Source organism: Bradyrhizobium sp. SZCCHNS3016 (assembly GCF_032484535.1).
Lineage (GTDB): Bacteria > Pseudomonadota > Alphaproteobacteria > Rhizobiales > Xanthobacteraceae > Bradyrhizobium.
The window spans coordinates 348,835-374,704 of the sequence record NZ_JAUETE010000001.1 but is presented as its reverse complement, the minus strand read 5'-3'; the positions used below and the strand labels follow the sequence as shown (position 1 = coordinate 374,704).

22 protein-coding genes are annotated in these 25,870 nt (G+C 65.8%); 6 read left to right on the top strand and 16 right to left on the bottom strand.

What is annotated here, in order from left to right:
* The first annotated feature begins 121 nt into the window (after positions 1–121).
* From QW881_RS01770 to QW881_RS01760, 3 genes are read left to right on the top strand one after another with little or no spacing between them, the layout of a single operon-like run.
* The gene (locus tag QW881_RS01770) at positions 122–1,597 is read left to right on the top strand and encodes an efflux transporter outer membrane subunit (RefSeq protein ID WP_316158053.1); all 1,476 of its coding nucleotides are present in this window, start codon (positions 122–124) and stop codon (positions 1,595–1,597) included.
* A gap of 41 nt (positions 1,598–1,638) precedes the next feature.
* A complete protein-coding gene (locus tag QW881_RS01765; RefSeq protein WP_316158054.1) occupies positions 1,639–2,922 on the top strand; it encodes an efflux RND transporter periplasmic adaptor subunit in 1,284 nt (427 codons plus the stop codon).
* Positions 2,922–4,883 carry a MacB family efflux pump subunit gene (locus tag QW881_RS01760; protein WP_315755041.1) on the top strand — a complete coding sequence of 654 codons (1,962 nt, stop codon included), beginning with the start codon at positions 2,922–2,924 and terminating at the stop codon, positions 4,881–4,883. Before QW881_RS01765 ends, QW881_RS01760 begins: the two co-directional genes overlap by 1 nt.
* Positions 4,884–4,929: 46 nt before the next feature.
* Here the strand turns inward: QW881_RS01760 and QW881_RS01755 are convergent, their stop codons facing one another.
* From QW881_RS01755 to cyoA, 7 genes are read right to left on the bottom strand one after another with little or no spacing between them, the layout of a single operon-like run.
* A complete protein-coding gene (locus QW881_RS01755; protein ID WP_315713466.1) occupies positions 4,930–5,463 on the bottom strand; it encodes a response regulator transcription factor in 534 nt (177 codons plus the stop codon).
* A complete protein-coding gene (locus tag QW881_RS01750) occupies positions 5,453–6,805 on the bottom strand; it encodes an ATP-binding protein (protein ID WP_315755039.1) in 1,353 nt (450 codons plus the stop codon). The genes QW881_RS01755 and QW881_RS01750 overlap by 11 nt, the downstream gene beginning before the upstream one ends.
* 46 nt (positions 6,806–6,851) lie before the next feature.
* Positions 6,852–7,685, bottom strand: a complete 834-nt coding sequence (locus QW881_RS01745) for an SURF1 family protein (protein WP_315755037.1) — start codon at positions 7,683–7,685, stop codon at positions 6,852–6,854.
* Complete coding sequence (gene cyoD / locus QW881_RS01740; protein ID WP_315755034.1) at positions 7,685–8,050, bottom strand: cytochrome o ubiquinol oxidase subunit IV; 366 nt, start codon at positions 8,048–8,050, stop codon at positions 7,685–7,687. The genes QW881_RS01745 and cyoD overlap by 1 nt, the downstream gene beginning before the upstream one ends.
* Positions 8,047–8,676 (bottom strand): cytochrome o ubiquinol oxidase subunit III, encoded by a 630-nt coding sequence (gene cyoC, locus QW881_RS01735; protein ID WP_315755030.1) that lies wholly within the window; start codon positions 8,674–8,676, stop codon positions 8,047–8,049. Before cyoC ends, cyoD begins: the two co-directional genes overlap by 4 nt.
* The gene (cyoB, locus tag QW881_RS01730; protein ID WP_316158055.1) at positions 8,673–10,682 is read right to left on the bottom strand and encodes a cytochrome o ubiquinol oxidase subunit I; all 2,010 of its coding nucleotides are present in this window, start codon (positions 10,680–10,682) and stop codon (positions 8,673–8,675) included. The genes cyoC and cyoB overlap by 4 nt, the downstream gene beginning before the upstream one ends.
* 10 nt (positions 10,683–10,692) lie before the next feature.
* Positions 10,693–11,868, bottom strand: coding sequence for a ubiquinol oxidase subunit II (cyoA, locus tag QW881_RS01725; RefSeq protein ID WP_316158056.1), 1,176 nt, complete (start codon positions 11,866–11,868; stop codon positions 10,693–10,695).
* 153 nt (positions 11,869–12,021) lie between these two features.
* Here cyoA and QW881_RS01720 point away from each other — a divergent pair, with 153 nt between their 5' ends.
* Positions 12,022–13,332 carry an MFS transporter gene (locus QW881_RS01720; protein WP_316158057.1) on the top strand — a complete coding sequence of 437 codons (1,311 nt, stop codon included), beginning with the start codon at positions 12,022–12,024 and terminating at the stop codon, positions 13,330–13,332.
* 4 nt (positions 13,333–13,336) lie between these two features.
* On the opposite strand, the gene QW881_RS01715 is transcribed toward QW881_RS01720, so the two are convergent.
* From QW881_RS01715 to QW881_RS01685, 7 genes are all read right to left on the bottom strand, one after another.
* The gene (locus QW881_RS01715) at positions 13,337–15,049 is read right to left on the bottom strand and encodes a thiamine pyrophosphate-binding protein (RefSeq protein ID WP_316158058.1); all 1,713 of its coding nucleotides are present in this window, start codon (positions 15,047–15,049) and stop codon (positions 13,337–13,339) included.
* A 28-nt stretch (positions 15,050–15,077) separates the two neighbouring features.
* Positions 15,078–16,016 carry an AEC family transporter gene (locus QW881_RS01710; protein WP_315755020.1) on the bottom strand — a complete coding sequence of 313 codons (939 nt, stop codon included), beginning with the start codon at positions 16,014–16,016 and terminating at the stop codon, positions 15,078–15,080.
* 37 nt (positions 16,017–16,053) lie between these two features.
* A complete protein-coding gene (locus QW881_RS01705; RefSeq protein WP_316158059.1) occupies positions 16,054–17,607 on the bottom strand; it encodes an AMP-binding protein in 1,554 nt (517 codons plus the stop codon).
* 81 nt (positions 17,608–17,688) lie between these two features.
* Positions 17,689–18,321: a hypothetical protein gene (locus QW881_RS01700; RefSeq protein WP_316158060.1), complete on the bottom strand. Its 633-nt coding sequence runs from the start codon at positions 18,319–18,321 to the stop codon at positions 17,689–17,691.
* Positions 18,318–18,848, bottom strand: a complete 531-nt coding sequence (locus tag QW881_RS01695; RefSeq protein ID WP_315755013.1) for a c-type cytochrome — start codon at positions 18,846–18,848, stop codon at positions 18,318–18,320. Before QW881_RS01695 ends, QW881_RS01700 begins: the two co-directional genes overlap by 4 nt.
* 66 nt (positions 18,849–18,914) lie before the next feature.
* Entirely contained in the window at positions 18,915–20,693 is a 1,779-nt protein-coding gene (locus QW881_RS01690) for a PQQ-dependent dehydrogenase, methanol/ethanol family (RefSeq protein ID WP_315755011.1), read from the bottom strand.
* 91 nt (positions 20,694–20,784) lie between these two features.
* The gene (locus tag QW881_RS01685; protein WP_315755009.1) at positions 20,785–21,309 is read right to left on the bottom strand and encodes a copper chaperone PCu(A)C; all 525 of its coding nucleotides are present in this window, start codon (positions 21,307–21,309) and stop codon (positions 20,785–20,787) included.
* Positions 21,310–21,445: 136 nt separating this feature from the next.
* Here QW881_RS01685 and QW881_RS01680 point away from each other — a divergent pair, with 136 nt between their 5' ends.
* Both QW881_RS01680 and QW881_RS01675 read left to right on the top strand, forming a co-directional pair.
* Positions 21,446–22,159 (top strand): GntR family transcriptional regulator, encoded by a 714-nt coding sequence (locus QW881_RS01680; RefSeq protein ID WP_316158061.1) that lies wholly within the window; start codon positions 21,446–21,448, stop codon positions 22,157–22,159.
* A 100-nt stretch (positions 22,160–22,259) separates the two neighbouring features.
* The gene (locus QW881_RS01675; RefSeq protein ID WP_315755005.1) at positions 22,260–22,946 is read left to right on the top strand and encodes a GntR family transcriptional regulator; all 687 of its coding nucleotides are present in this window, start codon (positions 22,260–22,262) and stop codon (positions 22,944–22,946) included.
* Between the two features lie 121 nt (positions 22,947–23,067).
* Here the strand turns inward: QW881_RS01675 and QW881_RS01670 are convergent, their stop codons facing one another.
* The gene (locus QW881_RS01670; protein ID WP_316158062.1) at positions 23,068–24,435 is read right to left on the bottom strand and encodes a sensor histidine kinase; all 1,368 of its coding nucleotides are present in this window, start codon (positions 24,433–24,435) and stop codon (positions 23,068–23,070) included.
* Positions 24,410–25,867, bottom strand: coding sequence for a sigma-54 dependent transcriptional regulator (locus QW881_RS01665; protein ID WP_316158063.1), 1,458 nt, complete (start codon positions 25,865–25,867; stop codon positions 24,410–24,412). The genes QW881_RS01670 and QW881_RS01665 overlap by 26 nt, the downstream gene beginning before the upstream one ends.
* Positions 25,868–25,870: the final 3 nt, after the last annotated feature.

The following is a 25,870-nucleotide window of genomic DNA, read 5'->3' as shown; positions in this document are numbered from 1 at the left end:
TCCTGCGAAATTGGTATCACGCCTAGGCTTTACGCATCAAACAAGCATCAACAGGGAAGTCCTGCGGCATGGCAGACCGGCCGACGCGGCCCTCTTCCGAACCGCGATCGTCTCAGCCACCGTGAAGCCTCTCCTGCTCGCACTCTGCCTCGCCACACCGCTGCTCGCCGGCTGCGCCGTCGGGCCCGACTACGTGAAGCCGGATTTCGGCATGCCCCAGAGCTGGAGCAGCGACCGTAACAAGCCCACGCAAGCGCTGAAGCTCGCACAGTGGTGGCGCAATCTCGGCGATGTCATGCTCGATCAGCTGATCGCAGACGCCGTCAGCGGCAATCTCGACGTCGCCGCCGCCAAGGCGCGCATCCGCGAGGCGCGGGCGACGCAGCGCCAGGCCATCGGCGCGCTGTTTCCCACAGTGAGCGGCACCGGCACGGCGACGGAGACCCGCAGCGCCGCCAGCTCGACGAGCGGCATCGCGATCGCTCCTACCACCTACAGCCAGTACCAGGCCGGCTTCGATTCGAGCTGGGAGCTCGATCTGTTCGGCGCCAACCGCCGCGCGGTCGAGGCGGCAACCTACGGCGTCGACGCCACCGAGGACGATCTCCGCGCGACATTGCTGACGCTGGTCGGCGACGTCGCCTCCAACTACATCGATGCGCGCGCCTACCAGGCACGGGCGGCGCTGGCGCGGCGCACCGCCGCCTCGCAGCGCGAGACCGCGGCGCTGACCGAGCGCAAGCAGACTGCCGGCTCGGCCTCGGCCGTCGACACCGCCAAGGCGAGCGCGCTGGCCGCCAGCACGGAAGCCACGATCCCGACCTATGAGAGCAGCTATCAGCAGGCCGTGCATCGGCTCGGCGTCCTGCTCGGCCGCGACCCGACGGCACTGAATCTCCGCCTGTCGCGCGCGGCGCCGATCCCATCGCCGCGCCTGCCGCTGCCGAAGGGCATCCCGGCCGACGTCCTGGTCATGCGCCCCGACGTCCGCAAGGCCGAACGGCAGCTCGCGCAGTTCACCGCGAAGATCGGCCAAGCCACCGCCGCGCTGTACCCGGATGTCAGCCTGACCGGCACGGTCTCGACCACGGCGCTGAAGCTCGGCGATCTCGGCAAGAGCTCGACGATCGGCTGGTCGATCGGACCGAGCGTCTCGGTGCCGATCTTCAATGGCGGCAAGCTGCAGGCCGCGGTCGAAGTCGCGGAGGCGCAGCGTGACGAATACCACGTGGCTTGGCGCAGCGCGGTGCTGAGCGCGCTCGAAGACGTCGAAAACGCCATCGTCGGCCTCGGCCAGGAGCGCATCCGCATCCGCAGCCTGAGCGAGTCGGCCCGGCGCTATGGCGAAGCCGCGCGGCTGTCGCGCTCGCTCTACCAGACCGGCTCCAGCACCTTCCTCGACGTGCTCGATGCCGAGCGCTCGCAGTTCACCGCGGAGGACAACCTGCTCGCCAGCCGCGCGACGTTGGCAAAAAATTACGTCGCACTGGCCAAGGCTTTGGGCGGCGGTTGGACCGGCGCGATCGACAGCTCGCGGCCCGAGGTCGTCGACAGCGGCACCGGGCCGCATCTCGCGCAGTCCGTCGACCCCAAATAATCCACGTCCTGAATTCCAAAACGTGCTTCCGAAGTGATCAGATGAACGCACCCCTGCCCCACATGCCCCGACCGGTCGCGGTCGATGGCGGCCTCGCGCCGGCGCCGAAGCCGAAGCGGCCACGCCGCTGGCCGCTGCTGATCGCCGGAGCGCTCGTCGTTCTGGCCGCCGCGATCGTGCTGGTCATGAGGCTGACCAGCAATCCCAACGCCAATCTCGTCACCGCACCCGTCACGACCGGCGACATCGAGCAGACCGTGCTCGCCACCGGCACGCTGAAGCCGGTCAAGCTCGTCGCGGTCGGTGCCCAGGCCTCGGGGCGCCTCGTCGCGCTCAACGTCAAGCTCGGCCAGAAGGTCAAGGCCGGCGACCTCATCGCCGAGATCGACTCGCTGACGCAGCAGAACACGCTGCGCACCAACGAGGCGAGCCTGCGGAGCGTGCGGGCGCAGCGTGACGAGAAGGTCGCCACCCTGGCGCTGGCCGAGGCGAACCTGGCGCGGCAGCAGGTTACGCTGGCGCAGAAGGCCTCGTCGCGCGCCGACTACGACAGCGCCGAGGCGACCGCGAAGCAGACCCAGGCCCAGATCGCGCAGCTCGATGCGCAGATCACCGAGGCCGAGGTCGCGATCGAGACCGCGCGTGTCAGTCTCGGCTACACAAAGATCACGGCGCCGATCGACGGCACCGTGCTGTCGATCGTGGCCCAGCAGGGCCAGACCGTGAATGCGGTACAGTCGGCGCCGACCATCGTCGTGCTCGGCCAGGTCGAGACGATGACCGTGCGGGTGGAGATTTCCGAGGCCGATGTCGTCAAGGTCAGGCCCGGACAGAACGTCTACTTCACCGTGCTGGGCGAGCCCGATCATCGCTACGAAGGCACGCTCGGGTCGATCGAGCCGGCGCCCGAATCGATCAAGAGCGATTCGAGCTTCTCGTCGAGCACGACGACCACGTCGAGCAGCAGCTCCTCCTCGTCCACCACGTCCTCCGCGATCTACTACAATGGCGTGTTCGATATCGCCAATCCGGACGGGCGGCTGATGACCTACATGACGGCCGAGGTCCACATCCTGCTCGGCGAGGCCCGCAAGGTCCCGACCATTCCGTCGTCCGCGCTTGGCAACGCCAATCCCGATGGCAGCTACACGGTGCGCGTGCTGACCGGCGCAGGAACGCTGGAGAAGCGCACCATTCGCGTCGGCCTCAACAACAAGATCCGGGCCGAGGTGCAGTCCGGCCTGCGCGAGGGCGAGCGGGTCGTGATCTCGGCGCCCGAGGAGGGCACGAAGCGAACCGTGATGCCCCCGCCCGGAGGCGCGTGATGACGGAGGTCCTGATCGACCTGCAGAATGTCGGGAGGCGCTACGCGTCCGGCGAAGGCACGGTCCATGCTTTGCGTGGCGTCGACCTCCAGATCGCGCGCGGGGAGATGGTGGCGATCATCGGCCAGTCGGGCTCCGGCAAGTCGACGCTGATGAACATTCTGGGCTGCCTCGACCGCCCGACATCCGGCAGCTACCGGATCGCCGGCCGCGAGATGGGCTCGCTCGATCCGGACGAACTGGCGGCGTTGCGGCGCGAGCATTTCGGCTTCATCTTCCAGCGCTACCATCTGCTGGGCGAGCTCAGCGCCGCCGACAATGCCGAGGTGCCTGCGGTCTATGCCGGGCTCGGCTCGGCGGCACGCCACCGCAAGGCCAAGGCGCTGCTGCAGCGGCTCGGCATGGGCAGCCGTACCGACCACAAGCCGGGTCAGCTCTCGGGCGGCCAGCAGCAGCGGGTCTCGATCGCCCGCGCTCTGGTCAACGATCCCGACGTGATCCTGGCCGACGAGCCGACCGGCGCGCTCGACCGCGCCAGCGGCGAGGAGGTGCTGCGCATCCTCGACGAGATCAGCGCCTCCGGGCGCACCGTCATCATCGTCACGCACGATCCGAGCGTCGCGCAGCGCGCCCGGCGCATCATCGAGATCGAGGACGGCCGCGTCATCTCCGACCGGCTCAACCCGCAGACTTCCGGTCCCGCGCCAGCCGCAACGACCGAAGACCACGCAGCGCAGCCGGTGTCGTGGTGGCGCAGCCATCTCGACCGTTTCCGCGAGGCCGCGCGGATGGCGCTGCTCGCCATGAATGCGCACCGGATGCGCGCGTTCCTCACCATGCTCGGCATCATCATCGGCGTTGCCTCGGTCGTCCTGGTGCTGGCGCTCGGCAAGGGGTCGCAGGCCAAGGTGCTGAAGGACATCAACCGGCTCGGCACCAACACGCTGGAATTCTTTCCCGGCAAGGATTTCGGCGACACGCGCTCCAGCAAGATCAGGACGCTGGTGCTCGCCGATGCCAAGGTCATGGCGCAGCAGCCCTATGTCGATGCGATCTCGCCGACGGTCTCGACCACCAGCACGTTGCGGTTCGGCGCGATAGAGGTCAGCGCCCAGATCTCTGGCGTCGGTGAGCAGTATTTCCGGGTCAAGAACACCGAGCTGGCCGAAGGCAGCTATCTCGACGCTGATACCGTGCGCTCCTATGCCCAGGACGCCGTGATCGACGACAATGCGCGCAAGGCGCTGTTTCCCGATCCCGACGTCAGCCCGCTCGGCAGCGTGGTCCTGATCGGCAAGGTGCCCTGCCGCGTCGTCGGCGTCACCAAGCAGCAGCAGGCCGGGTTCGGCTCCAGCTCCACCCCGATCGTCTATCTGCCCTACACCACTGTGCAGGCGCGCTTCCTCGGCAACCAGGTGCTGCGCAGCATCAGCGTCCGCGTCGACGAGGCGACGCCGATGGCGTCGGCCGAGCGTGCCGCAACGGCGCTGCTCACGGAGCGGCACAACGCCAAGGACTTCTTCGTGCTCAACACCGACGACATCCGCAAGACCGTCGAGAGCACGACGCAGGTGCTGACCCTGCTGGTGGCAGCCATCGCCGTGATCTCGCTGCTGGTCGGCGGCATCGGCGTCATGAACATCATGCTTGTGTCGGTGTCCGAGCGCGTCGGCGAGATCGGCGTGCGCATGGCCGTCGGCGCGCGGCGCAGCGACATCCTGATGCAGTTCCTGATCGAGGCCGTGCTGGTCTGCCTGCTCGGCGGCGCGCTGGGCCTTGCGCTCGCGGTCGGCTTCGGCACGGTCTTCAACGCGCTCGACGTCGGCTTCCAGCTGATCTATTCGCCGCTTGCAATGGTCGGCGCCGCCGTCACGTCGATGGCGATCGGCATCGGCTTCGGCTACATGCCCGCCCGCAGCGCCTCGCGGCTCGATCCGGCAACGGCTCTGGCAAGGGAGTAGGTCGGAAAGAATGAGCTCCACTCCTCCGGACAACAACCGGATCGATCTACTTCACCGGGCGCTTCTCCAGCTTGCGCGCGAGCGTCCGGCGATGCATGCCGAGCCTTCTTGCAGCTTCGGAGATGTTGAAGTCGGTCTCGATCAGGGTCTGGTGGATGCGCTCCCATTCCAGGGTCTTGATCGAGGTGGAGCGCTCGGCCAGCGCCACTTGCGCATTGCCCTGCGCCTTGCGGAACGCCTCCTCGATGTCGTCGGTGTTCGACGGCTTGGCCAGATAGTGACAGGCGCCAAGCTTGATCGCCTCGACCGCCGTCGCGATGCTCGCGAAGCCGGTGAGCACCACGATCAGCATCTCCGGATCATGCGCATGCAGCTTCTCGACGCAGACGAGACCTGAGGCGCCGCCGAGCTTGAGATCGACGACGGCATAGCCGAACGTCTTTTCTTTGAGGATCTCGTCGACGTCCTCGAGCGAGCCGGCGACGACGGCCTCGTAGCCGCGCCGTTCGAACGAGCGCTTCAGGGTGCGTGCAAAACCGTCATCGTCCTCGACGATCAAGAGGGACAGGTCATTCGCCATCGCGCCCTCCAATGACAAGCGTGGACAACGGCAGTGACAGCCGCACGGTCGCCCCACGTCCCCGGTGGTTCCAGGCCGAAACGCTGCCGCCCAGCTTGCGGATCACGTTGACCACCAGGAAAAGGCCGAGGCCGCGGCCCGGGCGGCCCTTGCTCGACTGATAGGGACGTCCGAGTTGACCCAGCATCGACGGATCAAAGCCCGGCCCGCGATCGCTGACGCTGAGCAGCAGCTGATCACCATCTCGTTCGGCCACGAACTCCACCCACTCGCGCGAGACTTCGAACGCATTGTCGAGCACGTTGACGATCGCCTGCTTGAGCGCGACGTCGGAGACGATCGCCGGGTCCGAGCCGAACTCGTTGCGGAACATCAGATTGCGCGCCGAGCGCGCCGCGCTCCATTCGGCGACCAGCGTCGTCAGGAACGCCTTCAACGTCGTCGGCGCCGAGCCTTCACCACGCGCCTGACCGGCCGAGACCAGGATGTCGGTGACGATCGACTTGCAGCGCTGCACCGCCGCTTCCATTTCGGTGAAATCCTCTGCGAGCGCCGGATCGGCAGAGATCGCGGTCATGCGGTGCCAATCGTTCAGGATCACCGAGATCGACGCCAGCGGCGTGCCGAGCTCATGCGCGGCGCCTGAGGCGAGCAGGCCCATGCGAATGATGTGATCCTGCTCGACAGCGTGCTGGCGCAGATCGGCAAGCTTGGCGTCGCGCTGGCGCAGGTTCCGGTTGATGCGGGTGACGAAGACGACGAGCAGCACGGCGTCGAGCACGAAGCCGACGAACATGCCGGTGATGTGCAGGGTGAATGCATCGCTGACGTGATGCTGCGGCAGTTGCAGGGGACGGTACTCGATGGTGAGCCAGATGAAGCTGAGCACCGTCAGCGCGACCAGCGACCAGGACGAGCGCGCATCGAGCAGCACGGCCCCCAGCGTGACCTGCAGCAGATAGAGGCACGTGAACGGATTCGACGCGCCGCCGGTGAGATAGAGCTCCGATGTCAACGCCACGACGTCGAGCATCAGGGCGATCAGCAGGTGACGATTGCCGACGTCGTCATGCGTGCGCAGCCAGATATGGCTGGCGATATTGAGCGCCACCAGCGCGCAGATGATCGCCGCCATCGGCAGCAGCGGCAGCGCAATGCCGAACCAGGTGGTCACGAAGCCGATGGTGACGATCTGACCGACCACGGCGATCCAGCGCAGCTGGATCAGCAGCACCATGTTCTTGCGGTTGGTCGCGTCCTTGGTCGGCAGCGGCGCGTTGATCTCGGGTGTGGCGATCGCGGCCACGGCTCCGAACGGCAGATTAGGGGCCTCGCTTCTCATGAGGCCACGTCCGATCTCCGCCGGCAGAACGGCGAGCTTCGATCCCTCAAGACGCCGCCCCGCATCCACCCATGTCCTGCCGCCGCTGATCCCATTCCACATCCTGCGCCGCCGGCGCTTCGCGCTCACTCTGCCCGCGGCGGAGCCGCTGCAGCCCGGCGCCGGCCAGCATGAGGGCCAATGTAAACCAGGTCAGCGAGTAAACCAGATGGTTGTTCGGAAACGAGATCACCGTGAGTCCCCCGATCGGAAGCCCGCCGGGATTCGGGGTCGCATAGGCATCGACGAAGAACGGTGCGACGTCGGACAGACCGCGCGCCGCCGCGATCGCCACGACGTCACGTGAATACCAGCGATTGCCCGCGGGATCGTTGTGGCGCAGGAAGCCGCCGCCCGGCTCGGAGATCCGCAGCAATCCGGTCACGCCGACCGTGCCATCGGGGTTCCCGGCGCTGCGGCTCGCCGGCGCACGGCGGTCCGCGGGCACGAAGCCGCGATTGACGAGCACGGTGCCGGCGGCGGTCTGCAGCGGCGTCACCACCCAATAGCCGGAGCCCTCGACCGTCAGCGCCTGGACCAGCGTCTCGCGGTCGTTGAGGAAGCGGCCGCTCAACGTTATCAGCTTGTACTCGTCGTCGCTGCGATCGATGGCCGGCCAATCCGCCGGGCTCGGCGCCGGCACGGGCGCGGCACGAACGCGGCGCTCGACGCGATCGATCAGGTCGAGCTTCCAGGCCCGCCGCTCGATCTGCCAGACGCCCAGCGCCAGCAGCATCGCGACGCAGGCGACCCACGCCGCGCCGATCGCGAGCCGCAGCGCGACGGATCGCCCGCGGCTGGCCTCGTCGCGTTCCCCTGCCCCGTCGGCAGGAGCTGACATCACGGCGTCTGGCCCATCTCGTGCACCGGCATCATGTTCGTGGTCAGGTGATGCATGACCCAGAGCGAGCCGCTAAGCGCGATCACCACCATGATGATCGTGAAGATCAGCGCCATCATGGTCCAGCCACCCTCGGCCTTGGTGTTCATGTGCAGGAAGAAGACCATGTGAACGACGACCTGCACGGCCGCGAACGCCATGATGATCAGCGCCGTAGCCTGCTTGTCGAGCGAGCCGGTCATGACCAGCAGGAACGGGATGGCGGTGAGGACGACCGAGGCGCCGAAGCCGATCAGTTGGCCCGAGCGCGTGCCGGCATGGTCGTCGGAGGAACCGTGCGCGTGAGCATGGACATCAGAGCTCATCGAAGCATTCCCATCAAGTAGACGAAGGTGAAGACACCGATCCAGATCACGTCGAGGAAGTGCCAGAACATGCTGAGGCAGACCAGCCGGCGGCGGTTGGCCTCGATCAGGCCGTGGGTCCGGACCTGCACCATCAAGGTGGCGAGCCAGACCAGACCGAACGTCACGTGCAGGCCGTGGGTTCCAACCAGCGTGAAGAACGACGACAGGAAGGCGCTGCGCTGCGGCGTCGCGCCCTCATGGATCATGTGGGCGAACTCGGTCAGTTCGATGCCGAGGAAGGCGAGGCCGAACAGCCCGGTCACCACGAGCCAGGCCTGCATCGCTCCGACCCGGTTCTGCTGCATCGACAGCATCGCGAAGCCATAGGTGAGCGACGACAGCAGCAGGAACGAGGTGTTGACCGCGACCAGCGACAGGTCGAACAGGTCCTTCGGCGCGGGACCTGCCGCATATTTGGCGCCGAGCACGCCATAGACGGCGAACAGGATCGCAAAGATGAGACAGTCGCTCATCAGATAGATCCAGAAGCCGAGCATCGTGCTGCTGCCTTCGGGATGCTCGTGCTCGTCAACGACATAGAAGACCGGTTCGCCGGCCTTCAGAGTGCCCATCGCAACGGTCATGACTTGGCTCCTGCGGCGAGCAGCTCGGTGCGCGCACGCTCGGCGCTGACGACCTCATCGGCCGGGATGTGGAAGCTGCGGTGATAGTTGAAGGTGTGGCCGATCGCGACCGCGAGCAGCGCGACGAAGCTGCCGGCGGCCATCCACCACATGTACCAGATCAGGCCGAACGCCATGGTCGTGCTCAGGCCGGCCAGGATCACGCCGGTGCCGGTGTTGCTCGGCATGTGGATCGCCTTGAAGCCGGCGAGCGGACGCGTATAGCCGCGGCGCTTCATGTCCCACCAGGCGTCATTGTCGTGCACCACAGACGTGAAGGCAAAATTGTAGGCCGGCGGCGGCGACGACGTCGCCCACTCCAGGGTGCGCGCATTCCAGGGATCGCCGGAGACGTCGGCGAGCTGCTCACGCCTGAGGATGCTGACCGCGATCTGGATCAGGAAGCTGGCGATACCCAGGAGGATCAGGAAGGCACCGATGCCGGCGACGACGAACCAGATCTGCAAGCTCGGATCGTCGAAGGTGCGCAGCCGACGGGTCACGCCCATCAGGCCGAGCACGTAGAGCGGCATGAAGGCGAAGTAGAAGCCCACCGTCCAGAACCAGAACGACATCTTGCCCCAGAACGGGTCGAGCCTGAAGCCGAACGCCTTCGGGAACCAGTAGGCGATGCCGGCGAACAGGCCGAACAGCACGCCGCCGATGATCACGTTGTGGAAATGCGCGACCAGGAACAGACTGTTGTGGAGCACGAAGTCGGCCGGCGGCACCGCGAGCAGCACGCCGGTCATGCCGCCGATCACGAAGGTCAGCATGAAGGCGACCGTCCACATCATCGGCAGCTCGAAGCGGATGCGGCCGCGATACATCGTGAACAGCCAGTTGAACATCTTCGCGCCCGTCGGGATCGAGATGATCATCGTGGTGATGCCGAAGAAGGAGTTCACGCTGGCGCCGGAGCCCATCGTGAAGAAATGGTGCAGCCAGACGAGGTACGACAGGATCGTGATCACGACCGTGGCGTAGACCATCGAGGTGTAGCCGAACAGCCGCTTGCCCGAGAAGGTCGAGGTCACCTCGGAGAAGATGCCGAAGGCCGGCAGGATGAGGATGTAGACCTCCGGATGGCCCCAGATCCAGATGAGGTTGACATACATCATCGGATCGCCACCGAAATCATTGGTGAAGAAGTTGGTGCCGACGTAGCGGTCGAGCGACAGCAGCGCCAGCACCGCCGTCAGCACCGGGAAGGAGGCGACGATCAGCACGTTGGTGCACAGCGAGGTCCAGGTGAAGACCGGCATCTTCATCATGGTCATGCCGGGCGCACGCATCTTGACGATGGTGCAAATCAGGTTGACGCCGGATAGCAGCGTGCCGACGCCGGCGACCTGCAGGGCCCAGATGTAGTAGTCGACGCCGACATCCGGACTGTAGGAGAGGTTCGACAGCGGCGGATAGGCCAGCCAACCGGTGCGCGCGAACTCGCCCACGAACAGCGAGCACATCACCAGCACGGCGCCCGACGTGGTCATCCAGAAGCTGAAATTGTTGAGGAACGGAAACGAGACGTCGCGGGCGCCGATCTGCAGCGGCACGACGTAGTTCATCAGACCGGTAACCAGCGGCATCGCCACGAAGAAGATCATGATCACGCCGTGCGCCGTGAACACCTGATCATAATGGTGCGAGTTCAGGTAGCCTTCGGAGCCGTTGAACGCGATCGCCTGCTGCAGCCGCATCATCAGCGCGTCGGCGAAGCCGCGCAGCAGCATGACGATGCCGAGCACCATGTACATGATGCCGATGCGCTTGTGGTCGACGGTGGTGAACCACTCCTTCCACAGATAGCCCCACAGCCGGAAATAGGTGATAGCGCCGAAAAGCGCGATGCCGCCGAGCGCGACCATCGCGAAGGTGCCGATGATGATCGGCTCGTGCAGCGGCAGCGACTCCAGCGTGAGCCGGCCGAAGATCAATCGGGTGAGATCTGACGTGTCGAACATGATGTGACCCTCACGAATCCGACTTGGAGGCTGGCCCCGTGATGAAAGACGCCTTCGACGGCCGCAGCAGGCTGGGCCGTTCAAGGCCGCGGCCCTGCAGCGGCGTCCAATCGAGCGGCGCGAGAACGGTCGGCGACGATTCCGCAGCCATGCGCGTGACCTGGTCGCCCGGCAGGCAGACGCCGCCGGCGACGTAGCTCGGCTCGCCACCGAACACCGTGCCGCGGCCGGCGAACTTGTCGTAGGCGAGCGGCAGCGTGTTGCGGACGCCGGCCAGGCCCATGCCGCCTCTCGCGTCGATCGCCATCATCTCGCTCATGCACATCTTGCCCGGTTCGACGCACATGTTGAGGATGGCGCGGAACAGGTCAGCATCGACCGAGGCGAAATGGCGGACCGGCTCGTCGGTGCTGGGACGCTCAAGCACGAGATAATCCGGCTTGCCGAGGTGATTGCCACTGGCCTTCGCCTTCTCGATCCAGCCGGAAAACTCCACATCCGACAGACCATGAAAGGCAAAGCGCATGCTGGAAAAGCCGGCACCACTATAGTTGGCTGAGAAGCCGCGATAGACGCCGGGCTTGTTGATGACGGCGTGCAGCCGGCTCTGCATGCCCGGCATCGCATAGATCTGGCCGGCCAGAGCGGGGATGTAGAACGAGTTCATCACCGAGGACGAGGTGATCTTGAAATCCAGCGGCCGGTTCACCGGTGCGGCGAGCTCGTTGACGGTGGCGATGCCGTATTCGGGATAGATGAACAGCCACTTCCAATCGAGCGCGACAACGTTGACCTCGAGCGGCTTGTCCTGCGGCGTCACCGGACGATCGGCCGAGATGCGGCCCAGGGTGCGATAGGGATCGAGCAGATGGGTGCCCATCCAGGTGACCGCGCCGAGGCAGATGATGATGAGCAGCGGCGCCGCCCAGATCAGAAGCTCGAGCTGGGTGGAGTGATCCCAATCCGGCGTATACGCCGCCGCCTGGTTCGACTGGCGGTAGCGCCAGGCCACGATCGCCGTCGTCGCCATGACGGGCACCACGATCAGGAGCATCAGCACGGTCGCGATGATCACGAGATCGCGCTGCTGGGCGGCGACGTCGCCCGAGGGCGCGAGCACCACCAGATTGCAGCCGCCGAGCGCGAGCCCCAGCGGCAGCAGAGCCAAGGATTTCCAGTAACGCACGCTTAACCTCGTCGCACGGCGGTTCTCTGAACGAGGCCTCACCTAGCGACCGGACGACACGGCCGACATTGGACAATTTGTCCAATACCGGAGCGCCCGCAGTGCAGACAATTACGGGCATAGATAGAGTGCTCAGGGATTGCAGGCAGCGCGATGACACAGGCAGCGGCGACCGCCGACGGCGAAACCCATCTCTCCCGCACGCATGAGGCGCATCCGGGCGAGATCGCGATCGGCGTGATCATCGGGCGCACGTCGGAGTTCTTCGACTTCTTCGTCTATGCCATCGCCTCGGTGATCGTGTTTCCGCGCTTGGTGTTTCCGTTCGCCGACGAGCTGACGCAAACCCTGTATTCGTTCGCGCTGTTCGCGCTCGCCTTCATCGCGCGTCCGTTCGGCAGCGTGATCTTCATGGCGATCGACCGCCGCTACGGCAAGAGCGCCAAGCTGATCACCGCGCTGTTCCTGCTCGGCACCTCGACGGTCGCGATCGCCTTCCTGCCGAGCTATCACACCGTCGGCGCCGCCGCGATCTGGCTGCTGGCGCTGGCGCGAATCGGCCAGGGCCTCGCCTGGGGCGGCGCATGGGACGGGCTCGCCTCGCTGCTCGCGATGAATGCGCCGGAGCACCAGCGCGGCTGGTATGCGATGATCCCGCAGCTCGGCGCGCCGCTCGGGCTGATCGTCGCCAGCGTGCTGTTCGCGTTCTTCGTCGGTTATCTCTCCGCGGCCGACTTCTTCGACTGGGGCTGGCGGTACCCGTTCTTCGTGGCGTTTGCCATCAACGTCGTGGCGCTGTTCGCGCGGCTGCGCATGGTCGTGACGCCGGAGTATGATGAGCTGTTCCAGTCGCGCGAATTGCAGCCGGCACGCGTCATCACCACGATTCGGCACGAGGGCCGCAACATCGTGATCGGCGCCTTCGCGCCGCTGGCGAGCTTCGCGCTGTTCCACATGGTGACGGTGTTTCCGCTGTCCTGGGTGTTCCTGTTCACCAAGGAGACGCCGGCGCGCTTCCTGCTCATCGAGGCCGTCGGTGCGGTGTTCGGCGTCGTCGCCATTGTCGCGTCTGGCATGCTGGCCGACCGTATCGGTCGCAAGTCGCTCTTGATCGGCTCGGCGATCGCAATCGCGGTGTTCTCGGGCTTCGCGCCGCAACTGCTCGACGCCGGCCCGGTCGGCGAGACCATCTACATGGTGCTCGGCTTCATCCTGCTCGGCCTCTCATTCGGCCAGTCCTCGGGCGCGATCGCCGCCAACTTCGCGCGCACCTATCGCTACACGGCCTCGGCCCTGACCGCCGACCTCGCTTGGCTGTTCGGCGCCGGCTTCGCGCCGCTCGCCGCCCTGCTGCTGGCCGCCTATCTCGGCCTGATTTCGGCCGGCGGTTATCTCTTGTCCGGCGCCGTCTGCACCCTGCTCGCGCTGTGGCTCAGCGCGCCGCGGCAGATCCAGCAGGTGTAGGGCGCTACGAGCCCCGCCACTTGCGTTCGGCCTCGTCCCACGCCGCGAGCGGCTGCAGGTCCGGCACCCAGGCGAGTCCTGTCTTGGCGTCGGACGAGACCGCCTCCGGCGTCACCACCATGTCGAGCAGCGCCGGGCGGTTGGCCAGCGCGCGTTGGATCGCGGGGCCGAGTTGCTCCTCGGTCTCGACGCGCTCGGCATGCATGCCGAAGGCGCGCGCCATGGCGGCGTGATCGGCGAATTGCAGCTTCGTGCCGACGACCTTGCCGTGTGTCACCGCCTGGTCGTGCACCTCGATCTGCCAGGCGCCGTTGTTGGCGACGACGATCAGCACCGGCGCCTTGTGGCGCACCGCGGTGTCGACCTCGATCGCATTGAAGCCGAACGCACCGTCGCCGGTCGCGACCACCACCGGTTTGTCGGGAAAGGCGAGGCTCGCAGCGATGCCATAGGGCACGCCGATGCCGATGCAGCCGAACGGGCCGGGATCGAGCATCAAGGGCGCGCTGAGGCCAACGCGGGCAAAGGACAGGAAATCGCCACCGTCAGTGATGACCACGGCGTCATTGCCGATCGCCTCCTGCAGCGCCGACAGCACGCGATTCGGATGCAGCCGCCCGTCCGAGCCGGCCGGCGCCGTCGCCATGCTCTGCTTCAGCTTGGCCGCGCGCTCCTGATGCGCGGCCCGCAGTTTTGCGGCCCACTGCCGATCGACGGCCGATTCGCGGTTGCCCGCCAGCGCCACCATCGCGCGCAAGGTCTCCGCTGGTGTCGCCAGGATCTCGGCCCCACCGCGCCGATTGTCGCGCAGCTCGCTCGCGGTGTCGCTGATGCGGACGAACTTAGCGTCCTTGAACACGGCCGGCGAGCCGTAGGCGAGCTGAAAGTCGAGCTTTCGGCCGACGGTCAGCACCACATCGGCATCGCCCATCACGGCGCCGCGCATCGCGCCGACAACAGACGGATGATCATCGGGTACCAGCCCCCTGCTCTCGCCGGTGTCGAGATAGACCGCACCGAGCCGGTCGAGCAGCGCGATCAGCTCGGGCCCGGCGCCGCGCGCGCCGCGGCCGGAGATGACGAGCACGCGGCGCGCCGACCACAGCAGCTCGACCGCCTTCTCGACCTCGGCCGGATCAGGCCGTGTCGCCGCCCGCGGCTTCGGCGCGAGATGCTCCTCGAGTTGCAGCGCCTTCGGCACGACGCCGCGCAGCGTATCGACGGGAAAATCGATGAAGACCGGCCCGGGCTCGCCGCCGTCGCCGACGGCGCGGGAGATCGCCTCGTCGAGCTCCTGCAGCACCAGCGACGGCTCGCGCACGGTGCGCGCATAGCGCGTGATGGAGCGCACGAGCTGGGTGTGATCCATGTCCTGCAGGCCGCCGCGATTCTCCTGCGGCCGCGGATTGCCGCCCGACATCACCAGCACCGGCGCGCGCGAGACGTGGGCATTGGCGATGCCGGTGATCGCGTTGGTCACGCCCGGCCCCGCGGTGACCAGCGCGACGCCGAGCTCGCCGGTGAGCTCGGCATGCGCCTGCGCCATGTGCACGGCGGCGCGCTCGTCGCGCACGTCGATGATGCGGATGCCTTCCGCATCGAGCCGCATCCAGATCGGCATGATGTGGCCGCCGCACAGCGCGAACACGCGGCTGACGCCGCGGCGCTTGAGCAGGCGGGCGATCAGATCGGCGGCACTGTCGGGAGAGATCTTCATCTGACGACTCCTGCGGATGGTGACGTGATCAGCCCGGCGCGAGCCAGGCCACGAGCAGCGAGACGGTGAGAACGGCAAAGATGTGCGAGACGAGAATCGAGCCCGAGGTGACGCCGGCCTCCAGACCATAGAGCTTGGCGATCGTGAACGGCCCGGAGCCGATCGGCAGCGCGCTCAGGATCACGGCGGAATGCGACCACAGCGGCGGCATCGAGAACACGTGAAAGGCAAGCAGCGCGGTGACCGCCGGCTGCATCACGAGCTTCAGCGATACGAGAATGCCGATCGAAGCCGCATCGTGCGTCACCACCCGCTCCTGCGCCAGGAACAGGCCGATGCACACGAGCGCCGCCGGCGATGCTGCTCCACCAAGCAAAGTCGTGAAGCTCAGGAACGGCGCCGGCAATGCAAAGCCGCTGAGGCCGACCGCCAGGCCGGCGACGGGAGCAATGAACAACGGGCTGGTCAAGAGCGAACGCGCGACCTTGGCGACCGTCGCCCCGAGCGTGGCGCCCTTCTGAAGATCCATCTCGACGACCACGATCGCGAACAGGAACAGCACGCAGGCCGTGAACAAGGTGGCGATGATCGAGGCCGGTGCGCTGTCCGGGCCGAACACCAAGAGGCACATCGGAATGCCCATGAAGCCGACATTGCTGTAGCCGGCGTCCAGTCCCTCGATGCTGGCGTTGGCAACGCGACGGCCGCGCAGACGGCTGATCACGAAACCGGTCGCGAACGTCGCGGCAATGCCGCCGCAAAAGGCGCCGATGAAGCCGAACTGGCTGACCTGCTCGACGCCGATCCTGGACATCGCCGTGAAGATCAGCGCCGGCAGCGCCAGATAGACCGCGAAGCGATTGAGATTGTCGGTCGCGGTGCGGTCGAACACACCGAACCAGCCGCACAGGAATCCGGTCAGGATCAGCGCGAAGATCGGAAGAGCGGAATTGAGGACGGCCTGCATCGCAGCTACATATCAGACCGTACGGCATTGCAGCGACTCACTGCGTAAATCTCTTCTTCAATTCGCGATGCAGGATCTTGCCTGTCGCGTTGCGCGGCATCTCGCCGTCGGTGATGAAGGCGTAAGAGCGCGGCCGCTTGAAGCCGGCGAGCCGTTCTTTCGCCCATTCGGCCAGATCGCCCTCCTTCACCGCCATGCCGTCGCGGGGCACGATCACGGCATGGACGCGCTCGCCCCATTTGTCGTCGGGCAGGCCGATCACCGCGATGTCCTTGACACCAGGATGCGCGCCGACCTGCGCTTCGACCTCAGAGGGATAGATGTTCTCGCCGCCCGAGATGATCATGTTGCTCTTGCGGTCGGCGAGATGGATGTAGCCGTCGGCATCGCGACGGGCCATGTCGCCGACCGAGCAGTAGTCGCCGCGGAACGCCTCCTTGGTCTTCTCCGGCAGACGCCAATAGCAGTCGAAGGTGTAAGCGTTCGAGGAATAGAGCTCGCCTGCCTCGCCGTCTGGCACCTCATGTCCCGCATCATCCAAGATGCGGATGGGCGCGGCGCCGACGCACTCGCGCCCGACCGAGCCGGGCTTGGTGAACTGCTCATGCGGATGCAGCATGGTGACCCAGCCAGTCTCGGTCGCGCCATACAGCTCGTAGAGGCCGGACTTCGGAAACATCTCCATCACCTCGCGCTTGGTCTCCGGGCGCGCCGGCGCCGAGGAGATCATCAGCTTGGTGACGGCGCTGAAATCATGCTGCGCGCGCACCGCGCGCGGCAGATCCAGCATCATGATGTAGTGCGTCGGGACCAGCGAGGTGAACGTGGAGCCGCCGTCTGCAAGCGTCGTCACGGCGTGCTCGGGATCGAAACTCTTGCGCGAATAGATCGAGTTGACGCCGCCGATATAGCCGAACGCGCCGAAGAAATTCAGCGAGTTGGCGTGGCACATCGGCATCACCAGCAGCGCGCCGTCATTGCGGCTCAGCTTCAGCTCGATCTCGGTGACCATCGACAGGAGGACAGCACTGCGATGGCTGCGCAGCACGCCCTTCGGCTTGCCGGTGGTGCCGGAGGTGTACATCAAGGTCCAGGGATCGGACAGCGCGACCTGCTGGTCGGGCTCCCGATCCGCGGCCATCGCAATGATGTCCTCATAGCCGCGATAGCCTGCCGGACGCGGCTTCGCGCCGAAATGGATGAAGCGGTCATCGGCGATGCCGAGATCCGTGCGCGCCTCCTCGACCAGGCCGACGAGTTCGTCCTGCACGATCATCGCCGCCGCTTCGGCGTTCTGGACGATGAACTGCACCTCGGACGCGGTGAGGCGGAAGTTGATCGGCAGCGCCACCAACCCGGCTTTGGCTGTGGCCGCATAGATCTCGCACCATTCGACGCAATTGTAGGCAAGGATCGCAACGCGATCGCCCTTGGCAAGGCCGAGCCCGAGCAGCGCGTTGGCGAGCCGGCACGTGCGCTCATTCCACAACGCAAAGCTCATCGCACGTTCGAGATCGCGGGCACCGGTGCGCTCCGGCGACATGCGCGCATGGGCCGACAGCATCTGCCCGAAATTTAAGAGATCCCTCATCGTCGTTTCCTCCCGACAACCGGGTTCACGACGCCGACTGGCGCGCGCCTCCAGCGGAGCGCGATGAAGGTCGGCGGCGGGCTAGTTGATGTCCTTGGTGATCCGCACCAGCGTCTGATCGACGAAGCTCTTGGCATCTTGATCCGGCTTGCGGAACAGCTCGCGCTCGACCGTCAGCGTCCGACCGGGCACCGTCTTCTTGCAGACCTCGCGCAGGAACACGCCGCCAACCGGCTGCTCGCCCGCCGTCGGCTCCAGCTCCTTGCAGTCCCAACCCTCGGCGCCATAGCGCGACTTCACCTGGTTGCCGAGCAGGAACGCCTTCTTGCGAATGTAGAGCCGCGCCTTCGGATCGGTCTCGATCGTCAGGCCGGTGACAGTGCCCTTGTCGTCGACCAGGACCGTCAGCAGCACGGGATGACCGGCCACCTTGGTGCCGTCCTGGCTGGTCTCCGGATCGAAATCGAAACGCACCGCATGCCGCGCCTGCTCGTCCGCGGGACAATCGCGCCACGCCGACCACGCACTGAGCTTGCGGTTTGGGTCCTTGGCGCAGGTCAGATTGACATAGCCCTCACTCGGCAGGTCGCCGACCGGCATGCCGACGGTGACGTCACGCAGATCGTAGTTCGGCACGGCCTGCGCGGAGGCCGCATGCATCAAGAACGGCAGCATGAACGTGGCGAAGATCGCAGCGCAGGTTGACCGTTTCATTTCGATGGCTCGCTTGCAGGCTTGCTGGCATTCGCCTTGTAGATATCGCAGACCCGGGACGTGTTGCCGAAGAAGGCGGTACACTCGTCGTAGCTCGGCTCGCCGCGTCCCTTGATGTGCGCGAGCACGTAGTCCGCGACCGCCTCGATATCGTTGGGCCGCAGGAACACGCCGCCTTCGGGCGGCATGCGCTCGCCGACATCCTGGCGGCTCATGTCGTAGCACTTCGCCGTGTCATAGGAGCCGCGCGCAAAGTACGGCATGCCCGTGCCGGGACGGCCGCAGGTGACGGTCTCGACGATGTGCTGGCGGTCGAGCTCGGTCTTGCGCAGCGACAGCGCGTCGCCGCCGTAGCCGCCGCCGCCATTGCCGTGCCATTTGTGGCAACCGACGCAGTTCGCACGCTTGAACACGGCTTTGCCGGCATCGGTCGGATCTGCCGGCGCCGCGGACTGCGCCAATGCGAGCGAAGCGGAGCCGAGGACGAGAGCCGACGCCACAGCGAACGTGATCGCACTGAGTTTCATCTGTTTTTCTTGTCGAACAGGGGGTGAGGACGGAGCGGAGGCTATGCCTCCGCTCCGCAATCGACTTCACAGCGAGAAGACGTAGAGCATCGAGCCGGGCTGGATCTTCTTCAGCTCGGGCGTGGATTCGATGAACCACTTGTCCCAGGCGCCGCCGAGACCGACCAGGATCGCGACATACTGCTTGCCGTCGACCGAGAACGTCACGGGAGGCGCATTGACGCCGCCGCCGGTGTTGAACTCCCACAGCTTCTGCAGCGTCTTGGCATCGAGCGCCATCACCTCGCCCGAGGGCTGGCCGGTGAAGACGAGATCGGGCGTCGACAGCATGCCACCGAGATTCGGGAACGGCGTCTCCATCTTGCCGGCGATCTTGCCGGTGGTGACGTCGATCGCGGTCACGCTGCCCGTGATCTTGAACGGCTGGCTCGGTCCGCCGCCGGTCCAGAATTCGCGCGGCTTCAGCTTGTCCTTGGTGGCTTCTTCCACCGTGATCCGGTTGCAGCTCTCGATGACAGGGATGTACCAGAGCTTCAGGTCCGGATTGTAGGAGGTCGGCGGCCAGTTCTTGCCGCCCATGTTGCCCGGGCAGATGTCCGCGACCTTGTTCTCACGATGCGGCGTCACCGACGCATTGTAGCGCTGCACCGGGTTCTTCGGATCATACTCGATCGGCTTGCCGGTCTCGGCATCGAGCCCCTTGGTCCAGGTGACCTTCTTGACGAAGGGCAGACCCCAGATGAACTTGCCGCTGGTGCGGTCGATCGCATAGGCGAAGCCGTTGCGGTCGGCTTCGAGCGCGAGCTTCAGGGTCGAGCCGTTCGGCGCGGGCACATCGACCAGGACGTTCTCGGCGACGCTATCGTAGTCGTAGGGATCGTTCGGCGTGTGCTGATAGTGCCACTTGATCTTGCCGGTGTTGGCATCGAGCGCCAGCGAGCTGTCGGTGTAGAGGTTGTCGCCGGGACGATAGGCGTTGTCCCAGTCCGGACCGGGATTGCCGACGCCCCAGATGATGGTGTCGGTCGCCGGGTCATAGGTGCCCGTGACCCAGGTCGAGCCGCCGCCGGCCGCCGCCGCGTCGTTGCTGTCCTTCCAGGTCTCGCTGCCGGGCTCGCCCTTCCCCGGAATGGTGTGGGTGCGCCAGACCTCCTTCTGCGTGCCGAGATCGGTCGCCGCGATCCAGCCGCGGATGCCGTATTCGGCGCCGGCCACGCCCGAGATCGCCATGTTCTTCACGATCAGCGGCGCGCCGGTGATCACCTCGCCCTTGTCGGGATCGGCAACCTGGCGCTGCCAGGCGACCTGGCCGGTTTCCTTGTTGGTCGCAATCAGGCGGCCGTCGAGCGTGTGCGAGACGACCAGATCGCCCCACAGCGCGACGCCGCGATTGTCGACGCCGCAGCAGGCGATGGCGCCGGCCCAGTCGTGATCCGTCTTAGGATCCATCTTCCAGACCAATTGGCCTTTGCCACCGCGCGCGTCGATCTTGTAGACTGAGCCCCAGCCGTCGGTGACGTAGATCATGCCGTTCTCGACGATCGGCGTGCCTTCGAGACCGCCGTGGCTCCAGATGCCGCCGCCCTCGACGCCGCCGAGATGCATCGTCCAGGCGACCTTCAGGTTCTTGACGTTATCCTTGTTGATCTCCTTCAGCGCCGAGAACCGCGTGCCCGAATAGTTCTTATGATGGTGGAGCCAGTTGCCGGCTTCCTTGTCGGCGTTGAGCAGCCGCTCGGGGGTCATCTCGTCGGCGGCCTGCGCCGGCGATGCAAGCTGGAAACAGGCGAAGGCTGCGCTGGCCAGCAGCACCGCCCGCAGGGTCGACCTGACGTTAGTCCTCATCGTTTCCTTCTCCCATTATATTGATTATGAGTTGGAGCGAATAACACTCCGCCAAGCCCGAAGGCGGAGGGCAGCAGGCGACAAACACGCTTCAAGGCGACTTGCGAACCTCGACCTCCGTTTCGATGGATCCTGCTTTCTGGAATACGATCGTGCAGGTGAAGCGCTTGCCTGGCTCGAGCGGCTCCCGCGTCTGCAGCAGCATCACGTGATAGGCGGTCGGCAGCAGCACCAGGGTGCTGCCCGCGGCGATTGGAATGTTGGGAATGGAGCGCATCGCCGGCGCGCCTTCGCCGCGGTCGACGGTGTGCCGCTCCGAGAAATTGGCGATCGGACAACGCACGCGCATCAAGGCTTCCGGCGCGGTCGTGTCATTCTTGATCGTGATCAGCAACGGGATGTCGCGTCCCACCTCGGGCGCCGCCGGCACCCAGGCATCGGACAAGGTCAAGCCTTCACCGGCCACCCCAAGCGCAGGCGCCATCGCGGCAAATGACGCGACCGAGGCCGCCAGCAATGCGCGCGACAGCACCGGCATCATGCCGGCGCGCACGCCGCCCTCCGAGCGCGCCGACCAAACCTGATCGCGCTCCAGACTGGTCGGATCTTCCGACAACGGAGTCCCTCCCTATTTGGCCGCTTTTTAACTTGCCTTAACGCAGCGTTTTTTTGAATTCGTACTCTGAATTCGAATACCTCGCAAATGGATTTTCGGACTTGACATGCTAATGTGCGGCAAAATGTGATGACCCATGCGAATCGTGCCCGCCGCTCCCTCTCTGGTCGACCAGGTCGTCGAAGCGATCACTGACGAGATCGTCAGCGGCGTTCTCACGCCGGGCTCGCGGCTGATCCAGGACGATCTGGCCCAGGCTTACGGGGTATCGCGCCAGCCGGTTCAGCAGGCGCTGATCCTGCTACGCGGCTGCGGGCTGGTGCAGAGCGCGCCCGGCCGCGGCCTGATCGTGGCGCCGCTCGACCCCGGCTTCGTTCGGGACCTCTATGAGATGCGCGCGGTGCTCGAAGGCCTCGCGGCGCGGCTGGCCGCCGAGCGCGCGAGCGATCGCGCCGCGCGCGAAGGTCCGGCGTACATCGCGGCCGGCCACGAGGCGGTGAAGAGCGGGCTCGTCAACCGCAAGATCGAGACCGACATCGCCTTCCATTGCTTCCTCGGCGACCTCTCCGGCAACGCGCTGATCGGCGAGACGATGGCACCACATTGGCCGTGCCTGAAGCGGGTGATGTCCGACGTGCTGCAGAAGGAGCAGAGCATGTCCCGGGCGGTCTGGGACGAGCATGAGGACATTCTTGCAGCCGTGATCGAGGGCCGCAGCGACGAGGCCGAACGGCTGAGCCGCGAGCACATTTCACGCGCGGCCAGTGTGTTCATCCATCACCTCGAAATCCAGCAGGACAGCAAGCCCAAGCAGCGGCGAACGCTCACTGCGCGGAAATTCTCGCTATGACCCCGTTCAGACCGACATCGGCCGCAATGCGAGCGCCGGGCTCCGGCACGGCAGCTCCACATTCGCGATCGGACATCACACCTGATCCCGTGGAGGCCGTGTGCCGCCGCTGAAGACACAGCCGAGCCTGACCGAACGCGTCTACGAGCGCATTCTCTCCGACATCGTCGGGGGCGAACTGCCGGAATCGGCCCGCCTCATTCAGGACGATCTGGCCCGCGACCTCGGCGTATCGCGCCAGCCGGTGCAGCAGGCGCTGCTGCTGCTGCGCAATCAGGGCTTTGTGCGCGAGGCGCCGGGCCGCGGCCTGGAAGTCGCGCCGATCGACACCGACTTCATCCGCAACCTCTATGAAATACGCGCCGTCGCCGAGGGCCTCGCCTGCCGGCTCGCGGCGACCCGCGGCGCCAAGCGAGCCGCCGAGGAAGGCCCGAATTTGATCGAGCAGGGCCGGAGCGCCGAGCGCGAGCATTCGGTCGAGAAGCTGATCGAGGCCGACGTCAAGTTTCATGAATTCCTCTACGAGATCTCCGGCAACTCCGTCATCCAGGACACCACCCTGCCGCATTGGCTGCATCTGCGCCGGCTGATGGGCGAGGTGCTGATGCGCGACGAGACGCCGCGGCGGATCTGGGATCAGCATGAGGACATCCTGCGGGCGGTGATCGCGGGCGATGCGCAGAAGGCCGAGGATCTTGCCAGGCAGCACATCACGCGAACCGCAACCGTGCTGCTGGCGCGGTTGACCAATCAGCGCGAGCGCGTGCCGGTCGCGACGGCGTCCTGATCACCTCGGGCTTGGCTTCTGCCCGCAACATCCGACGGCACCGCCGTCAGGAACCCCAGCATCGTTTCGAAGGGATACCCAGCAATCCACTTCAGCGTCGGTAGCAGCACCGCCGCTATGGTCAAGCCGCCGGCAAGCTGAAAGAGAACGTGGCGCCGCCCTGCGGCTCGTTGGTCGCGGACAGCTCGCCGCCGTGCTCGCGGACGATGCCGTAGCTGATCCACAGCCCGAGCCCCGTCCCCTCCCCGACGCGCTTGGTCGTGAAGAACGGCTCGAAGATGTGGGTCAGGTGATCCTTGTCGATGCCGGGGCCGTTATCGGTGATGCGAAAGGCGATCTCGTTGCCCTGGCGCGCTACCGCGACCAGAAGGCGCGGCAGGTCGGTCGATCGCATCGCGTCGATCGCGTTCTCCACGAGGTTGACGATCACCTGATGCAGCTGGCCTTCGTTGCCGGAGATCCACAGATCCGGCTCGACCTCGATCTGGATGTCGACACGATGCTGCTTGGTGCGCCCTGCCCACAGCACGGCGGTATTGATCAGCCGTTCGATGTTGACGCGCTCGACCTCGCCGAGCTTCGAGAACGACAGGCGGCGCAGGTTCTTGACGATCTCGCTGATGCGCACCGCGCCTTCCAGCGTGCCCTCGATCAGCGGCCCGAAATCCTCGAGGATGGCGTCGATCCTCAGATCCGAGCGAAGCGCAGCGATGTCCTCGCTGACCGGCTGCTCATGGATGGCATCGAGATAGCCGACCAGCGAGGTGCGATAGCGCATCAAGGTGTGGATGTTGCCATAGACGAAGCTGATCGGATTGTTCAGTTCGTGGGCCACGCCGGCGACGAGCCGGCCGAGGCTCGCCATCTTCTCCTGCTCGACCAATTGCCGCTGCGCCCGCTGCAGCTCCTGATGCGCCTTGTGCAGGGCCTCATAGGCGCGGCGCAGCTCGCCGATCGGACGGCCCGTCAGCACGACGCCGATGAAGCGGCCGCGATGGTCATGCCGCGGCGAGCTGTTGATCGCGAACAGATCGGAGCTGACGCCGGCCGCCGCGGCAAAGCGCAATTCACCGTCGACCACTTCGGCGCTGCTGCGCGGCTTCAGCAGCGAGACAAGTTTGGGCCGATGATCGGGATCAATCATCTCGGCGATATCGCGACCGGCGATGTCAGCCAAGGCCCGTCCCGATGTCTGCAGAAAGGCGGAGTTGGCCTGCTGCACCGTGCCCCTGGCGTCACAGACGACCAGGATGTCGGAGACGGACTCGATGACGTTGGTGACGAACGCCTGGGCTTCCTCGAGCTCGGCGTTCTTGTGCTCGAGATCGACCTCGTAGCGCAGCAGGTCGGAATAGACCTCGTCCATCTTGCGGATCACTTCGATCCACACGCCTTCGCGCTCGCTGTCGAGTTCGAGCGTGCTGCTGCTCGCGATCAGCTTGAGCAGCGTGTCAGCCCCGGACTCAGGAGAGTGAGTGGCCTTTGCCATGTTTCTTCAGATCGTATCTCGACAATTTGTTCCGGAGCCCCACCCGTGACAGGCCGAGCTCGCTGGCGACGCGACTGATGTTACCATCATATTTCTCCAGACAGTGAACGATGATGGACTTTTCGAGATCCTCGACCCTGTCCTTCAGGCTCCCGGAACCATTGAGCTTGCCATTGGGGATCGCGGGCGCGGCGCGGCGTGCGCTGCGCCGGGCGGCGAACGGCGGACAGCGCAGCTCGTCGGCATCGGCCAGCACAGCCATGCGCTGGATCTCGTTCTGCAGCTCGCGGACATTGCCGGGCCAGTGATAGCGGGAGAACTCCTCCAGCGCCGCCGATGCGAAACGCAGATGCGGCCGGTTGAACGAGGTCTTCACCGCCGACAGCACACCCTCGGCGATCAGCGGAATGTCCATCGGCCGCTCGCGTAGCGACGGCATGTGGACCGGAAACGCGGCCAGTCGGTAGTAGAGGTCGCGGCGGAAGCGGCCCGCCTCGACCTCGGCCTCGAGATCCCTGTTGGTGGCGGCGACCACGCGCACGTCGACCTGACGCACGCGCTGCGCGCCGAGCGGCCGGATCTCGCTCTCCTGCAGTACGCGCAGGAGCTTGACCTGAAATGCCGGCGAGGTCTCGCCGATCTCGTCGAGAAATATGGTGCCGCCATCGGCGACTTCGAACAGGCCGATGCGGTCCTGATAGGCGCCGGTGAAGGCGCCCTTCTTGCAGCCGAACAGCTCGCTTTCCAGCAGCTCATCCGGCAGCGCGCCGCAGTTCTCGACGACGAAGGCCTTGGTGGCCCGCGCGGAGCCGTAGTGAATCGCGCGCGCCAAGAGCTCCTTGCCGGTGCCGGATTCGCCGGTGATCAAGACCGAGATGTCGTAGTCGGCGGCGCGCCGGCCGAGCTCGATCACGTTGCGCATCGGGCTCGCGGCCGAATGCACGATGCGGTCGAAATCATAGAGCTGCTTGGCGGCGCCGCGCTTGACCGACACCACCTTCTTGATGTGGGCCGGCGTGGCCTTCACGTCGACGCCGGCGGTCTCCGTCTCCTTCTGCAGCCGGTACAGCTGCACGGCCTCGCGGACGATCTCGATCAGTCGATCCGGCTGCCAGGGCTTTGTGATATACTGATAGATGCCGGCCTCGTTGAGGCCGGCGATGATGTCCTCGGAGTCCGAATAGCCGGAGATGATCATCCGTACAGGGTCGGGCCACATCTCGCGTACGCGCTTCAGGAAGCTGACGCCGGACTCCTGCGGCATGCGCTGGTCGCAGATCACGGCATGCACGATCTCGCCTTCGAGCAGTTTCTCGGCATCGTTCGTGTTGCCGGCACACAAGACCTCGAAGTCCTGGTTGAGGACGCGGCGCAGCGCCTCCTGCGACCGGACCTCGTCATCCACGACCAGTATCGTTCCTTGGATGCCCATCGC